This window comes from Lacipirellula limnantheis (assembly GCF_007746075.1).
Classification (GTDB): Bacteria; Planctomycetota; Planctomycetia; order Pirellulales; family Lacipirellulaceae; genus Lacipirellula; species Lacipirellula limnantheis.
Window position 1 is genome coordinate 4541762 of record NZ_CP036339.1, and the last position, 15786, is coordinate 4557547.

At 63.7% G+C, this 15786-nt stretch carries 13 protein-coding genes and 1 tRNA gene; 10 read left to right on the plus strand and 4 right to left on the minus strand.

Features of this window, described 5'->3' with window-relative positions; translation table 11 throughout:
- Positions 1–74: 74 nt before the first annotated feature.
- Together I41_RS17555 and I41_RS17560 are read right to left on the minus strand one after the other, a co-directional pair.
- Complete coding sequence (locus tag I41_RS17555) at positions 75–1610, minus strand: alpha-L-arabinofuranosidase C-terminal domain-containing protein (RefSeq protein ID WP_145434205.1); 1536 nt, start codon at positions 1608–1610, stop codon at positions 75–77.
- A 95-nt stretch (positions 1611–1705) separates the two neighbouring features.
- Positions 1706–1945 carry a hypothetical protein gene (locus I41_RS17560; RefSeq protein ID WP_145434206.1) on the minus strand — a complete coding sequence of 80 codons (240 nt, stop codon included), beginning with the start codon at positions 1943–1945 and terminating at the stop codon, positions 1706–1708.
- Positions 1946–2146: 201 nt separating this feature from the next.
- Here I41_RS17560 and I41_RS17565 point away from each other — a divergent pair, with 201 nt between their 5' ends.
- From I41_RS17565 to I41_RS17580, 4 genes are all read left to right on the plus strand, one after another.
- A complete protein-coding gene (locus I41_RS17565) occupies positions 2147–3388 on the plus strand; it encodes a XylR family transcriptional regulator (RefSeq protein ID WP_145434207.1) in 1242 nt (413 codons plus the stop codon).
- 104 nt (positions 3389–3492) lie between these two features.
- On the plus strand, positions 3493–5835 hold the full coding sequence (locus I41_RS17570) for a DUF1549 domain-containing protein (RefSeq protein WP_246133695.1): 2343 nt from the start codon (positions 3493–3495) through the stop codon (positions 5833–5835).
- 122 nt (positions 5836–5957) lie between these two features.
- Complete coding sequence (locus I41_RS17575; protein ID WP_145434208.1) at positions 5958–7412, plus strand: DUF1501 domain-containing protein; 1455 nt, start codon at positions 5958–5960, stop codon at positions 7410–7412.
- A 78-nt stretch (positions 7413–7490) separates the two neighbouring features.
- Positions 7491–8312 carry an SDR family NAD(P)-dependent oxidoreductase gene (locus tag I41_RS17580; RefSeq protein ID WP_145434209.1) on the plus strand — a complete coding sequence of 274 codons (822 nt, stop codon included), beginning with the start codon at positions 7491–7493 and terminating at the stop codon, positions 8310–8312.
- 81 nt (positions 8313–8393) lie between these two features.
- Here I41_RS17580 and I41_RS17585 read toward each other — a convergent pair whose 3' ends face one another.
- The gene (locus I41_RS17585; RefSeq protein WP_145434210.1) at positions 8394–8765 is read right to left on the minus strand and encodes an Hpt domain-containing protein; all 372 of its coding nucleotides are present in this window, start codon (positions 8763–8765) and stop codon (positions 8394–8396) included.
- 231 nt (positions 8766–8996) lie between these two features.
- Here I41_RS17585 and I41_RS17590 point away from each other — a divergent pair.
- Together I41_RS17590 and I41_RS17595 are read left to right on the plus strand one after the other, a co-directional pair.
- Positions 8997–9069: transfer RNA gene (locus tag I41_RS17590), tRNA-Ala, on the plus strand.
- A gap of 123 nt (positions 9070–9192) precedes the next feature.
- The gene (locus I41_RS17595) at positions 9193–10449 is read left to right on the plus strand and encodes a tyrosine-type recombinase/integrase (protein WP_145434211.1); all 1257 of its coding nucleotides are present in this window, start codon (positions 9193–9195) and stop codon (positions 10447–10449) included.
- Positions 10450–10524: 75 nt separating this feature from the next.
- Here I41_RS17595 and I41_RS17600 read toward each other — a convergent pair whose 3' ends face one another.
- A complete protein-coding gene (locus I41_RS17600; protein ID WP_145434212.1) occupies positions 10525–11364 on the minus strand; it encodes a hypothetical protein in 840 nt (279 codons plus the stop codon).
- Between the two features lie 703 nt (positions 11365–12067).
- Between I41_RS17600 and I41_RS17605 the strand changes: the two genes are divergently transcribed.
- The 4 genes from I41_RS17605 (at position 12068) to I41_RS17620 (ending at position 15504) form a co-directional block, all read left to right on the plus strand.
- Positions 12068–12358 carry a DUF1580 domain-containing protein gene (locus I41_RS17605; RefSeq protein WP_145434213.1) on the plus strand — a complete coding sequence of 97 codons (291 nt, stop codon included), beginning with the start codon at positions 12068–12070 and terminating at the stop codon, positions 12356–12358.
- 91 nt (positions 12359–12449) lie between these two features.
- Positions 12450–12821, plus strand: coding sequence for a hypothetical protein (locus I41_RS17610; RefSeq protein ID WP_145434214.1), 372 nt, complete (start codon positions 12450–12452; stop codon positions 12819–12821).
- Positions 12822–12921: 100 nt separating this feature from the next.
- Positions 12922–13770, plus strand: a complete 849-nt coding sequence (locus I41_RS17615) for a ParB/RepB/Spo0J family partition protein (protein WP_145434215.1) — start codon at positions 12922–12924, stop codon at positions 13768–13770.
- Between the two features lie 393 nt (positions 13771–14163).
- On the plus strand, positions 14164–15504 hold the full coding sequence (locus I41_RS17620; protein ID WP_145434216.1) for a hypothetical protein: 1341 nt from the start codon (positions 14164–14166) through the stop codon (positions 15502–15504).
- Positions 15505–15786 lie beyond the last annotated feature (282 nt).

Genomic DNA, 15786 nt, shown 5'->3' on the forward strand with positions numbered 1-15786 from the left:
CCGTGAAAAGTGCCGCCAAGCACCGCTGAAAAGTTGACCTTGCCGAGTCGTCGCCGGAGACGACGCTCGGCCGCCTATGCCGCCAGTTCCACCTCCACCGCCGTGACGGAAGCCGCCGGGAACTCCCAGGCGCCGTTGGCTGCGAGCCGACGTTCCTTGATTTGCATCACCTCGTCGCTGTTCAGGTCGGAAACCTCCGCCATCGGATCGTCGGCAATTTCGAAAGCGGTCGCCTTCGCGGCGGTCGCCCCCGGCAACTCAAGCCTGGTCGCCACGCTCCGTTCGCGATTGGCGTTCACGACGTGGAGAAACAACTTGCCGCCCGTTCGGCTGGCAACCACGTCGAGTCCATCCGGCGCGTGGGTGACTTCGACCGACTGCTCGCCGACATGGCGACGATAAAGCTTCATCACCCGGGCCACCGGCATGAGGTACGACCGGCCGTGCGGCACGGGTATCATCACGGCGTTCACCTGCCAGCGCGTGCCGCAGAAATCGGCCGCGGTGGCGATCTTCAAGACGTCGCCGTGACGCTGGTGATTGTTCAGGATGCGCCCATAGGAGACTCCGGCCGCCCAGGTCGACAGCACGTCGCACCGGTTGCGCCCCGGGATGGCGAAGTGGCATTCCGTCATCGCCAGCGGCACGGCGCGGCCGTCGAGGCTATCACGGGTCTCGCGAATTTTGGCGTCGTTCAGGCGCCACGCGTTCATGAGGCAATCCCAGGTCGCCGCCGGATCGCGCCGATAGAACTCTCCCTGGAGCACCGGATCCTTGCCGTTGTCGGGATTGAACATCTGGTGAAACGCGAGCATGTCAACGTGCTCGCCCGCCTGATCGTGCATGTCGGCGGCCCAGCCCGAATCTCCCCAGCCGATGATGTTGATCGTCGGATCGACGGCGCGCATCGCTCGGGAGAATTCAATGGTCTTGGCAATCGCCTGAGACTTGCTGAAGCCGCGATCGTCGTACGACGTTTCGTTGCCGAGTTGCCAGTACCGGATCGCCAACGGATCGGCGACGCCATGGCCGCGACGTTCGGCGTTGTCTGGGTCGTTGCAGTAGGCAACCCAATCGGCGGCTTCTTGAGCGTCTCCCCAGCGAACACGGCCCTTCGCTTCGCGGTATTGCCGGCGTCCGTCGCCCTCAAAGTTGACGCACATCAGGGGCTCGGACTTCGTTTGGCGGCAAAAATCGACGAACTCGGCGGTGCCGATTTGGTTCGATTCGAGGCCGCCCCACATCAGGTTGATCATTGCGGTGCGCTTGTCGCGCGGGCCGACCCCCTCGCGCCAGCGATAAAAATCGGTAAAAATTCCGCCCCAGCGCATCATCGTCGGCGCCAGCTCTTGCGTCGCTGCGATTAAATCGGGGCGCCAGCAGTTCTGCAGGTGATCCCAGGAGGCCTCGACGGAACTGTCGGTCACCCCTAGGGGTTCCATGAACTGCATGTAGAGATAAGGAGAGAGTTCGAACCTCGGCGCGAGGTCGACTTGCAATCGAGAGTCGTCGGCAGCGGCCTGCACCACTCGCGCATCAGCCAGCGCCGTCGCGGTTGCTGCTGCAACCAGCGATTTCACCGCATCGCGGCGCGTAAGTTGCCGACTCATAGGGTCACATGCTGGTTTTCCCCGCCCAACGAGCCAGCTGGCGGACAAGCGACCATCGGGTCGCCGTCTCGGCTGATTGCTGCGTGCGAGAAAGATTACAGAACTGCCTGAATAAGTTGCCGCCGCCGTCGAATCATCGCGGCCGGAGCCGCATCCATGAAAAGAGACTTCCTTGCCGGTCCGCGCGGGCGCGGTTCCTCGGCCTCTACTTGTTCGACGTTCAATCCATTCTGCTTCTGGATGAGAAACGCCACAATGAGATGGAGCGTCTCGTTCGCTGAGATATATTGCTCAGTCAAATTGAGATATGTTTCGGTCTCCGTTCTCTTGGTCATTCGGCCCAGAGCAACTAGAATTGAGAGGGGTTCGCCAGCATTTGACCGCCAGTGGCACAAACGACGGTGATCCCTTGAGAATGGGCGGCGGCACTCTTTTCGCCCATTTTCCCCGATTCTTGTCGCACCTAATTGAGAAGATTGTTTCTGGTTGCGCCGCTCTTTGCTGGCGGGCTGGCGACATTCCGCGGGATGGGGCCTATGTCCGAACGCCTACGCGTCGCCCTTGATATTGAAACGTCGCTCGTTTACGGGCGGCGGCTGCTGGAAGGGGTATCGCGCTATCTGCGCGCGAATCGCCCCTGGTCGATCTATATCGAGCAGCACGAGCTCGGCAGCGATTTGACCGGCTTTCTGAAACGGTGGAACGGCGACGGCATCATTACCCGCCAGGCGAACCCTGAATCAATCAAACTCTTGAAGCGACGCCATCTGGCCGCGATCGATCTGGGGGATATTCACCCTCATCTTGGTCTGCTCCGCATCGGTTCGGCCCAAGTGACGATCGGTCGACTGGCGGCCGAGCACCTGCTGGAGCGCGGGTTTGAGCACTTTGCCTGCTGCGGCTTTGAGGGGGAGCATTGGTCGCAGCGTCGGCGCGATGGCTTCATCGCCGAAATCGGACATGCTGGCTTTCATACCAGCGTGTTCGAGTCTCCGCGGGCGGGCGTCAACGTCTGGAAACGTGATCAACAGCGGCTGGTGGAGTGGATCAACTCGCTGCCGCGCCCCGTGGGAGTGTTTGCCACCAACGACATGCGCGGCCAGCATGTGCTGGACGCTTGCGCGCGGCTCGATCTGGCGGTGCCGGAACAAGTGGCCGTGCTCGGAGTCGACAATGACGAATTGGTGTGCAACCTGTGCAATCCGGCGCTGTCGAGCATTATCCCGAATCCAGAGAGAATTGGCTTTGAAGCGGCTGGATGGCTTGATCGCATGATGCAAGGCGAGACCCCGGCGGCGATCGACATCGAGATCCCGCCCCTAGGGATTGCCGTCCGGCAATCTTCCGACGTGTTCGCCGTTTCCGACCCGACCCTGGCTTCGGCGCTCCGTTTCATTCGTGAACGGGCCTGTGACGGGGCGACGGTCACTGATTTGTTGGCCCATCTCTCGGTCTCGCGCAGCTGGTTAGAGCGAAACTTTCGCAAATTGCTCAATCGGTCGCCCCAGGCGGAAATTAGGATGGTGCAGATTAAGCGCTGCAAAGAATTGCTGCGGACGACGAATCTCTCGCTGGAGAAGATTGCAGGACTCGCGGGTTTTGAGCACCCGGAGTATATGAGCGTGGTCTTCAAACGCGAGACGGGGCGAACGCCGGGCCAATACCGCAGCAACGGTTCCAGCTCGAGCGGCAGCAATGGCAACGGGGCCGGCGGCAATGTCGCCGGCAACGGCAACGTCGCCGTCGAAATGAAAAAACGCAATGGCGTGATGACATGAGTAGAGCGCAGGGCCATGGTGAGCTGATGCTGCGTCGCAGGGCGACGCTGTGCGCTGCTTTGGCCATATGCTTATACGCGCCGCTAGCGTCCCACGCGAAGCCGGTGGACTTCTCTCGCGAGGTGAAGCCGATTTTGGCTCGTCGTTGTTTTTCGTGCCATGGTCCGCAGACTCAGGAGGGGGGATTGCGGCTGGATGGTCGTGAGGCGGCGGTGGCGGCGCTGGAGTCGGGGTTGCTGGCGATCGTGCCGGGGGACTCGGCGGGGAGCGAGTTGCTGGCGCGGGTGACGGCGGAGGATGAATCGCTGCGGATGCCGCCGGAGGGGAAGGGGCTTTCGGGGCGCGAAGTCGACGTGCTGCGGCGGTGGATCGACGAGGGGGCGGCGTACCAGAAGCACTGGGCGTTCGTGGCGCCGGTGAAGCAGGAGCCGCCGGCGATTGCGGGGGACTTGCAGTCGTGGGTGCGGACGCCGATCGATGCGTTCGTGCTGGCGCAGCTGGAGGCGAACCGCCTGCAGCCCGCGCCCCGCGCCGACAAGCGGACGCTTTGCCGGCGGGCCTACTTCGATCTCACCGGCCTGCCGCCGACGGAAGAGGAGCTGGCGGAGTTCCTCAGCGACGAGTCGCCGGACGCCTGGGAGCGGCTGATCGACAAGCTCCTCGCGTCGCCTCACTACGGCGAGCGGTGGGGGCGGCACTGGCTCGACCTGGTCCGCTTCGCCGAGACCAACAGCTTTGAGCGGGACGGCGCGAAGCCCAACGCCTGGAAGTATCGCGACTACGTGATCCGGAGCTTCAACGACGACAAGCCGTACGACCAGTTCGTGCGGGAACAGCTGGCCGGCGACGAGTTGGATCAAGTGACGCGCGATTCGATCATCGCCACGGGCTACTACCGGCTGGGAATCTGGGACGACGAGCCGGCCGACGCGGTGCAGTCGCGCTCGGACGAGCTAGACGATCTGATCGCCACGACGAGCCAGGCGTTCTTGGGACTGACGGTCGGCTGCGCGCGGTGCCACGATCACAAGATCGACCCGATCCCGCAGCGGGACTATTACGGCCTGGCGGCGTTCCTGGCGGACGTGACGGCCTACGGCGATCGGGGAGATCAGACGGGCAACAACCAGTGGGACCTGAGTTCCCCGGAGGAGGCGGCCCGGCGGCGCGCGCTGCGGGAGCAGGTCGAGCTGGTGGAGCGCGAGAAGACGTCGATGGAAGAGGTGGGGGTCAAGCGTATGGAAGCCCCCGACCAGCGGCGGAGCGAGACGCACGAGCGCGAGGCGCTGCTGAGCGAGAAGCTTCAGGACTATCTCAACGAATCGGAGCGGGCCCAGTATCAACAGACGCTCGGGCGTCTGGAGGCGGCGCGGCGCGAGCTCCAGGAGTTGGGCGAGCCGGAGTCGGCCTTGGCGCTGGCCAAGTGCGACGCGCAGCCGGCGCCGACGCACCTGAACGTCCGCGGCAATCCCCATGTGCCGGGCGACGTGGTCGAACCCCGCTTCCCGCAGCTGTTTGGCGCGGCGACGCCGACGATTGCCGCCGCGCCGGCCGGGGCGCGGAGCGCGGGCCGGCGCAAGGTGCTGGCCGACTGGATCGCCTCGAAGGACAATCTGCTCACGTCGCGGGTGATCGCCAATCGGATCTGGCAGCATCATTTTGGGCGGGGGATCGTCCGCTCGGCGAACAATTTTGGGGAGCTGGGGGACGCGCCGACCCATCCCGAGCTGCTCGATTGGCTGGCCGTCTGGCTCACCGAGCATGATTGGAAGCTCAAGCCGCTCCACCGGCTGATCATGACCAGCAGCGCCTACCAGATGTCGAGCCAGGCCGACGAGGGGGCGCTGGCGGTCGATCCGCTGAACGACCACTTGTGGCGCTTTGACATGCGGCGGCTGGGGGCCGAGGAGCTGCGCGACGCGACGCTCGCGGCGAGCGGGCGGCTGAACCGGGCGCTGTACGGCCCGAGCTTTTACCCCCAGATGTCCGAGGAGGTGTTGGCGACCCAGTCGATGCCGGGCAACGGCTGGGGCCAGTCGACGGCTGAGGAACAATCGCGGCGGAGCGTTTACGTCTTCGTGAAGCGTTCGCTCTTGACGCCGCTCTTGACGGCGTTTGACTTCCCCGACGTCGACGCCAGCTGCGAGGCGCGGTTCAACACGACGCAGCCGGGGCAGGCGCTGTCGCTATTGAACGGCGAGTTCGCCAACGAGCAGGCCCGGCACTTGGCCGAGCGCGTGCGGGCCGAGGCGGGAGACCAGCCGCGGGAGCAGGTGGCGCGGGCGATTGAAATCACCCTGGGCCGGCCGGCGACCGAGGCCGAAATCGCCGACGGCCTCGGCCTGATGCAACAACTTGCCGAAGAACACGGCCGTGAGCCCCAAGAAGCCTTGCGCTACTGGTGCCTGGTCGCACTGAACCAAAACGAATTCCTGTACCTCGATTAAATCACTCCCCGTATTCCTTCGCGCCTTTGCGCCTTTGCGTGAGACCGCAGTCAAGATGGTCTCACGCAAAGGCGCGAAGGCGCTAAGAAGAAGACGAAGCGAAGAATTAGAACGAGCTGAAGATGACCAATCACATCCATAACTTCTGCGGACGGACGCGGCGGGAGTTTTTGTGGGAGAGCGGGTGCGGGTTCGGCGCCGCGGCGCTGGCGTCGCTGCTGTCGGCCGAAGGGGCGCTGGCGCGAGCCGGGTCGCCCTCGACCCCGGCCAACCCGCTCGCGCCGCAGGCGGCGGCCGCGGCCGCCAAGGCCAAGAGCGTCATCTTCCTGTTCATGTACGGCGGCCCCAGCCACATCGACACCTTCGACTACAAGCCGGCGATGATCGGCATGGACGGCCGGACGATCGCCGTGAAGACTCATGGCCGCGGCGGCCGCAAGAACGAAGGGCGGATCGTCGAGCCGCGGTGGAAGTTCCAGCAGTACGGCCAATGCGGCAAGTGGGTGAGCGACCTGTTTCCGCACCTGGCGACGTGCGTCGACGACATTGCGTTCATGCATTCGATGACCGCCGAGTCGCCGATCCACGGCTCGGCCATGCTGATGATGACCTCGGGCAAGCTGCACAGCGGCAGCACGTCGCTGGGGTCGTGGGTGAACTACGGCCTGGGGTCGGTCAACGAGAACATGCCGGGGTACGTGGTGATGCTCGACCACACCGGCGGGCCGATCAGCGGGGCGAAGAACTGGTCGAGCGGCTACATGCCGGCGACTTATGCGGGGACCGTGTTTCGGCCCGAGGGCTCGCCGATCAACGACTTGAAGTTGCCTGCGGGGACGACCGAACCCTTGCAGCGCGATCTGCTCGATACGCTGGCCGCGCTGAACGAACGGCACCGGCAGCCGCGGCTCGATCAGAACGACCTGGCCGCGCGGATCGCCAGCTACGAGTTGGCCTACAAGATGCAATCGGCGGCGCCCGAGGCGGTCGATCTGGCGCAGGAGAGCGCCGCGACGCAGCGGCTCTACGGGCTCGACCAGGAAGCGACGCGGCCGTTCGGGACGCGGTGTCTGTTGGCGCGGCGGTTAGTGGAGCGAGGGGTCCGCTTCATCCAGGTCTATTCGGGCGGGTCGCACAACGACGACAACTGGGACGCCCATGGCGATCTGGTGGCCAACCACACGCACCACGCCGGGGCGACCGACCGGCCGATTGCGGCGCTGCTGAAGGATCTGAAGCAGCGCGGGCTCTTGGACGAAACGCTCGTGGTGTGGGGCGGGGAGTTCGGCCGGCAGCCAACCGCCGAGTACGCCGTCGGCACGGGCCGGGACCACAATTCGATGGGCTTCACGATGTGGATGGCCGGCGGCGGCGTGAAGGGCGGGGTCTCGGTCGGCGCGACCGACGAAATCGGCAGCCAGGCCGTGGACCAGCCGATGCACGTCCGCCGCCTGCACGCCACCGTGCTGCATCAGCTGGGCCTCGATCCCAATGCGCTCAGCTACTTCTTCCGCGGGCTCGATCAGAAACTGGTCGGGGTCGAGCCTACCGAGCCGGTGAGGGAAATTATTTCTTGACTTCCGGGAACCATTTCCGGGCGGCGCCAACTAATCTAACAGCAGACAGTCATTCGTCAGCACTGAAAGATATTCATCATGTCTAATAACGGCAGAGCATTTCGACTCGACGGCCGGGTCGCCCTCGTGACTGGCAGCACGCGCGGGCTGGGCAAGCAAATCGCCTTGGCCTTGGCCCAAGCTGGCGCTCGCACGGCGATGAACTACGCCAACGATCACAGCACCGCGATGGCGGCCTTCGCCGACTTGCAGTCGGTATCGCAAGAGTCGTGCATCGTGCGCGGAGACGTCACCGATCCGATGAGCGTTGAGCGGATGTGCCGCGAGGTGGCGGAGACGTTGGGGCCGATTGACATTCTGGTCGTCAACGCCACGTGCGCTCAGCCGGAATTGCCGTTTGAGGAGTACGAGTGGGAATTCTTCCAAACGATGCTCGACTTCTTCGTGAAGAGTCCTGTTCTGCTGATGAGATCGTGCCTGCCGCACATGAAGGAGCAACGGTGGGGACGAATCGTGCACATTACCAGCGAAGTGCTCGCGCTGGCAGCGGCGCCTTTCAGTGCGTACGTCGCGGCCAAGGGGGGACAGACGGGCCTGGCGCTGAGCACCGCACGCGAGTTGGCGGGTTCGGGCATCACCGTGAACATGGTGGCGCCAGGATGGATTCCCGTCGAGCGACACGCGCACTATTCGAAGGAGCAGCTCAACGGTTATCGCGCGGGAGTTCCCGCGGGACGACTGGGCACGCCGGAGGACGTGGCGCCGACGGTCGTCTATCTCGCGAGCGAAGAATCGCGGTTCGTCACGGGGCAGACGCTTTCGGTGAATGGCGGGAACAGCGTGCTGAAGAATGCGCTCGCCGAGAACAGTCACATGTTCAGCAACAATCTCAGCGAGTAACGAACTTGACGCTCCACGCTATCGAACGACAGCCGCCGCGCGAGTTCGCTGCAAACAAACCGGCCCGCGTCGCTGAATTGGCTACTGCGGCGGCTGGTACTCAGCAAGCGCCTGCCGCAATCGCGAAACTTCTTGCTCCAACTTCAGGTGGCCGGCGGTTATTGCAGGCCAATTGCCCTGCCGCGCCGCCGTCTCGATAACGAGCGCCGCCTCCACGGCCGGGAACCCGTCGAAGTTTGCGGCCAGACCTTTCAAACTATGTGCGGCCCGCTCTGCGGCAGCCGCGTCGCGATCGCGAACGGCATCGCTGAGCCGCGTTAACAACCCGGCGCTATCTTCCCGATAAACCGCGATCAGCATGACGAGCAAATCGGCGTCGCCGTCGAGGCGCTCAAGCGCTGCGTTCAGATTGCAAACAGGCGTCTCAGTCGACTCGTCAGATTCCCATTGCATTGATAGCCTCGGACCCAGTGAGCGTGAAAGCGTCGTGCGTCATTGTGAGTGTGGCTGGCGCGCGACGCAATTCGCGCTGCGGCGGCGTTCGATCTCGCCAGCGACGCGCAGAAATGCTGCGAATTGCGGGCCGTTCTGGAGGCACGGGGGTGCGGGTTTGCAAAGCCGCGAGGCTGACGTAGAATCGTGAATCTCGCACGCGGCGGCGGCCGCGAAAGAGTGCGTCCGCGCGGGGCCATAGCTCAATTGGGAGAGCGCTGCTTTTGCAAGGCAGAGGTTAGGGGTTCGATCCCCCTTGGCTCCACTGAGCTTAAGTATCGCCGAATCAACGACTTATGATACCTGCCGGCGGTCGGCAGTGCGGCGTTTCCCTCAGGTGCAAAACGGTATGTACCGTTTTGCGCCCGTCCCACGGGAGACCCGCCAGATGCCCCGCCTCGTCGCCGCTTTTCCCAAGTATCGTAAGCATCGAGCCAGCGGCCAAGCCGTCGTCACGATCCACGGCCGGGACCATTATCTCGGCCCGCACGGCACCAGTGCGAGCAAAGCGTTCTATGACCGGCTGATCGCCGAGTGGTTGACGCAAGGTCGCCGTAGCCACGCCCCTCCTGTCGAGCAAACCACGGTGGTGATGCTCTGCGCTCGCTACCTGCAATTCGCCACTGGCTATTACCTCAAAGACGGCAAGTGCACCGGCACCGTGCCGGCAATCAAGGCGGCCATGAAGTATCTGCGCGCTTGGTACGGGCGGACGCCGGCCGCGGACTTCGGTCCCCTCGCCCTCAAGGCCCTCCGCCAGCAGATGGTCGACGACGGCTTGAGCCGGAGCTACGTCAACGACCACGTCGCCCGCATCAAGCGGATCTTTAAGTGGGGCGTCAGCGAGCAGCTGGTCCCGCCGGCGACGTACCAAGGCCTCGCGTCCGTCCAGGGCTTGCTTCGCGGCCGGACGACGGCCCCGGAGAATCCTCCCATCCTGCCAGTCGACGACGCGATCGTCGAGGCGACGTTGCCGTTCATGCCCGAAGTCGTCGCCGACATGGTGCGGCTGCAGCGACTCACGGGAATGCGGCCTGCCGAGGTGTGCATCGTTCGTCCTGGCGACGTCGATCGATCGGGCGAGGTGTGGCTCTACCGTCCCGCCAGCCACAAGACGGAGCATCATGGCCGGGAGCGCGTCGTCTTTTTGGGAACTGAAGCGCAGGCGGTCCTCCTGAAGTATCTCGCGCGCGACGACCGGACGAACTGTTTTCGTCCGTGCGATTCCATGGCAAAAGTCTTGGCCGCCAAACACGCCGCGCGGGTGACGCCGCTGAGCTGCGGCAACAAGCCCGGCAGCAATCGCGTGCGGCGTCCCAAGAAGCAGCCAGGCGACGTCTACGAAGTCGACGCCTACCGGCGGGCGATCGCGCGGGCCTGCGACCGCGCGTTTCCGCACCCGCGGTTGTCGGCCATCCCTCGAAAGCAGCTGACCTCTGAAGACTCAGCCGCACTGAGGGCATGGCAATCAGCGCATCGCTGGGCACCGAACCGTCTGCGTCATACATTTGCCACGACGGTCAGGAAGCAGTTTGGATTGGAGGCGGCGCAGGTCGCCCTGGGCCACAGCTCAGCAGTCGTTTCGCAGATCTACGCCGAGCGCGACTTGGCGAAGGGCGTGCAAGTGGCGCAGGCGATTGGCTAGCAGCCCGACGCGGCGAGATGCCGGCCGCAGCGTCCGCCGGCGCTGTTGACGCTCGTGATCCAGCAACGTGCCGCGTCACGGTGCGGACTTTTTCGCGTGTCGACCGCCATTTCGCGGCCGCGGGTTCGTGGTACCTCGATCGACGGTCTCGTCGGACACTCCTGCTTCCGTCGCGACCCGTTTTTTGGCTTGGGAGTAACTCAATCCCTTTTTCATGACGAGTTCATTAATCTGTTGCTGCCAAGCTGCATTTCTCTCTTCGTTTTTTTTGCGGCCGTTGGCATTAGTTTTAGATGCCGCTGCGCGGGCCCCGCGTCTGCTTGCCCGCCCGGCGGCAGCGAGAGGCTCCGCCCTGCGCACGTCCAGTCGCTCAGCCAGGCGGCCCACGTAGAGCACGGCGGCGAGCAGAACCATTTGCTTTTCGCCCACGACGTTGCCTTCTTGCGCCAGCTCGCCGCACCGAACGAGCCACTGGCGAGCTTCCCAGCCTTCCTGCGCAGCTTCCTTGAGAGTCGCGCGTTCGGCGGGCTTCATCCGTTGGTTTTTCGATTTCCGCGCATCCGCTTTCAGACGTTCCTGGCAGTCGCAGGCAATTTCCACAAACTGGTGCTCAAGAAGTTGGAACAGTCTCTCGACCGGCCCCGGACGATTCTCGAACAACGTCTGGGGGAGTGAAAGCGAGGTCACGCTGCCGTAGGCCGATGCGCCGCCGTCGACGATTGCGGGATCGTCGTTGTCATCGATGTTGAGGTAATGATCTAAGCGGATGCACGGCTCATCAGGTTGACGCTGATGAGATTTCCGGCGGTAGATGCCCGTTTCAGCAGGTTTCGGTGGCCGGCGTCGCTCTCTGAGGACACGGGAGTTACTCGACGCCGCATCGTCGTTCGACTGGCGGACGGACTGGCGTGACATGTGACGACGCTCCTGATAGCAGCTGCCGAGATGTGAAGGTTCCGGTTCTCATCGCCGCAGTTCGGTTGTTGTTCGATAAAGCCCGGAACCGAAGTTGCGTGACGCTGCCGTTGCACGCGTTGGCGTGGACGATGCGCACGGAATCGACGTGATTTTGCCACCTGGCGATCGTGGCCAGTTGACGGAAGTCCGCGTCTCCGCGGCCGGATCAGCGTAGCGGCCATTATGGCGACCGCCGCCGCGTCCGCAAAGACTTTGGCATTCCGGCGGAGCAAAAACAGCGAATGCGACGGGGCGAACGTTACGCGGCTCCGGTCGCGGCGCGGCATTCCCTCGTCGCGCCGGCTAGCGCTCGCCAGTTCACGGGGACTGCTGACTTCGCCAACGCTCGCCAGCCTCGGCGCTCCTCTGAGAATCAACGAGCAACGCGATTAGCGAGAAGGCCCGTACGCATCGACAGCACGCCGTCGTTATCAGCCGTCGCATTGCGGACCGTTTAGACGACGCCGCGGCGGCAGTCGAGCGCGACGTAATAGGGCTAAGTCGCTGACGGGGGGCCCGTGAAATTAACAAGCTTCGCTGCGCTGCGGGAAATTTTTCGAAAGAAAGGTACCACAAGCGGGCCCCGCTTGAACTAGGCGATCGCATGACAAGAAGTTTGAATCAGTAGCGTGAGGTTCAAAACAAGCGCGGAGACTCTTAAATGGAACAACTTCTTGCAGAACAGCGAATCAGTTTTTCGCAATTGGCGAGCCAACAGGACGTGGCGGTATCTACGGTGTGGCGCTGGTGCACTCGCGGCATTCGTCGAATACGTCTCGAGTCGATGAACGTCGGGGGGCGTCGTTATACGTCAATGGAGGCATTCGAGCGATTTGTTGCCGCGACGCAGTCAAAGATCTCGACGACCAACGCCCCAGTGGCCAATGTCGGGCCTGCCAAGAGCGTCGCGCATGACTCTGCGGATGAATATCTCGCGCGGCAAGGCGTCTAGGCAAATGCCGGATGTCCGTGGCGTATGGGAACTCTGCTGCACACACCGCTCAAAACACCAAAACCAGCGTCACCCGTTAGGCAAGATCATCATGTTGGGAAACTCGCCGCATCGCCTAGTTACGCTTCGCGAAATCGCTGACCACTGCCCGGCCCGCCGCCGCGGCAAACGCCCCCATCTGGCAACGGTGTATCGCTGGGCGTTTTTCGGAGTCGACCATGTCTTCCTGGAACTGGTCCGCGGCATCCGGCCGACGCAGACGACGGAAGCCGCGATGTTTCTGTTTTTTGAAAACTTAGCGGCGGTGCAGCGTCGTCGTGCAGGCGCGAAGTCGACCGGAAAGAACGACTGGGTCATCACAAAAGACGACCTTCGTGACTGGAATCAGTGGGTGCGGACAACGGCCGCGACGCCGGCTCCGTTGCATCGGCACGCTTTCGATTACCCTCGGTACGACGCCTAGCCGACGCACCGCAGCGTCTTACACATGAGCCGCTACCGACGCTCGCTGCAGAGAGTCGGAAACGCAGAGCTCGGCAACCATTTTAGAAGGATGAAAAAACATGCCAGTAAACCGTAAACGCCGCCCGAAACCCAAAAGCTCGATCGAAGAACGGCAGGTCGATGAGCTGACCCTCCATCCCGGCCACAAAATCTACCCCGAGCCGACGGAGCATGAAATCGCGCAACTCGCCGGCGACATGAAGGGTCGGGGATTGCAACATCCGATCGAGATCACCCCTGACGGGGTCATCATCGCGGGGCAGCGCCGGTGGCTGGCGATGAAAAAGCTCGGGCGAAGCACCACCCGTTGCCGCGTCCGCTACGACCTCGCCGAAAAAGGCCCACACGCAGTCTCAGAGCACCTGCTGGCGGACAATCTTTTCAGACGACAACTGAGCGAGCTCCAGCAGGCTCGCGTCTACCGTGAGCTTTTGAAAAACTCTAAAGATCATCCAGTACCACCCGGGCGCGAGCGGCGAGACCTTGTGGCTGCGTTTTTCGGCCGCAGCGGTCGAAAGATGTCGCGGCTCGTCCGGATTCTGGAAACTCCGCTTGCCGTTCAGAATGCCTACGAAGCGGGGAAGCTGAATCAGGTCACCGCCGAAAGCGTAGCGGGACTGCTGCCGGCGCAGCAAAAGGTGATTGCCGCCGCCATCGACGCCGGCGAGTGCCCTTACGCGGCGATCGCGAAGTTTATTCCGCGCGTCGCGTCGAAGTCGACCAAGCCGACTCGTCAAAAGTCGCCGGCGAACATGGCCGATGCGCTGCGGGCGGCGATTGCGGCGACCGCCGAGCTTATCAAGGCGAGTGAAGGCAACGATGTCGGCTTGGATGCGCCGCAGCGCAAGCTGCTCGCCGACATCATCGAGCGAATGCAGGAGATGTTGCGGCGCGGCGGCGGCGCGTAAGGCTGTAGTCCCGGACATGATGTCCGGTTGTTTCCACGTGAAAATTGTCACGCGTGCGGCATCATCGACGAGCAGAAATGTCGCTACGTCATGCTGATTGTGCTGCGGCAAGCGTCGAAGAGCTTGCCCTTGCGACGACAGCTTCGATGCAGTTCCACACGCTGTAATTCGAGCAGAGGCGGCTGCTTTGACGATCGCCGCGCCCGCCAAATAATCTCCGACCGAGAACAGCAACTAAGAACACCGCCCGATTGCTTCCCCTTCGGCTCATTTAAATTTATTCAATCAAGGTCGCCGCCCATGGCCATCCCATCACCACAATACGACCGTCCCCGTGCGCGGATCAGGTTCCTGCGACCCCATTGGGCGCGTGTCGAGGCACCCGCGGGCGACATGCTGAAGAGTTGCCCGCCGATCACCAACGACGCCGGTCCACTCACCTTCTCGTCAGCCAGTCGCGCCGGCCTCGTCGAGTTTCGTCGCGGCGGAGCCATCCTCCCGGGCGGTCTGGTAGACGCGGCAGCGTGCGCCCTGAACGCGATGGGCTACGAGGTCGACGTCGCCCCAGTCCGCTGGATGCATTACGAGTCGTCGCCCCCGTTACCCGCAGGGACGTTTGACGAGGACGAACTGCAAGCCACGTATGCCGCGACGATCGAGAACCGCGGCCGCGCGCTGGTCATCGCCGCCAGCCTCGAGCAGCAGGCGCGGCTGCTGGCGGTGATTTGCAGACGGTTCACCGCCCGTGAGATCGTTGCCGTTGTGGCAAACACAGACGAAGCAGAGCTGTTGGCCGCGACGATGCGGCCGCTGACCGATCGCGTTGTCAGCTGCGGCATGCTCTACGACGAAGCCGGCCGCAACGAACTGCACATCCTGTCGACGCGCAGTTTTGCGCTGCCGCCCCTTTGCGACGTCGTCGTCGCGATGGGGACGAAAGCGGCGTGCAGCAGCCGGGTGCAAGACCTTACCGCGCGGTACCGCAACTGCATGCGGTTTGCGATCGTCGAACCGTCAGTGACGACGCTGCGGCCTTGGGACCGGCTGTTGGGCGAGGCGATGTGGGGGCCATGCCTGTTGGACTTGACCAAGCGGTCGCCATGGCCCAGCACGGTGCATGCGGCGCTGTTGCCCGCGCCAGCCTATCCGGCGACGCGCAGCCATTGTCCGTACGAAAAAAAGCTTCAGCTCCTGTGGAAGAATCTCGACCGCAACCGCCAGCTCGCTGCCACGGCGGCGGCCTTACAGCGGCGCGAGCAACATTGCCTGCAGGCGGCCGGAATCGATCGGCTCGACGACGTCGCCAAGCCGGCGGACCCTGCGAGCCCAACGCTGCGCGTCGCTGTCGTCGTCGAGTCGTCGCTGCACGGCCGACAGCTGCAAACGTGGCTGCCGTCCTGGAGGCTGGTCGCCGACGTCGCGGCGGCGGGCCCGCTGGGCATCGAGGCGGAGGCCCACATCGTGACGCTGCCGGTCGCCGCGGCGGTCGGGCTCATCGCCGACGTCGTGATCTACGCGGCCGGCAGCGGAGACGTTTGGATCCCTGCGTGCGGCAGCGGCGGCGTCGCCGGGAGCCGTATGCAACTGGTGGTCGACATGGCTGATGACGGCGACGTGGAGCTCGCGGCGGAGGTGCACCGCAGGACGCGCGACTATGCGGCGCGGGGGTGGACCGTCCATGCCAGCGGCGGCCGCCATCAACCCGCGTTGTCGGCGTGTCGGCCGCTAAATTAAAATGATCATCTTGAGATGAGGACAACGAGCTGACGGAGATCGCCGACCGCCGACTGTTCGCCCCGAGGGCGGCACCACGCGGCGACCGGCGATCGGAAAACACGAGGCAAGGCGAAATCGATGAAAGCCACGCCGACATCGTGACGCCGAGGCGCGAACGACCCGAGCGCCGACCGCCGCCGTGGACTAGATCGGGTTCGAACCCATTAAAGAAGAAAGGAGGGACGCCGACACTATAGACGCTGCGCCCGGGAGATATCCCGGCGACGACGCCCCGCGGGG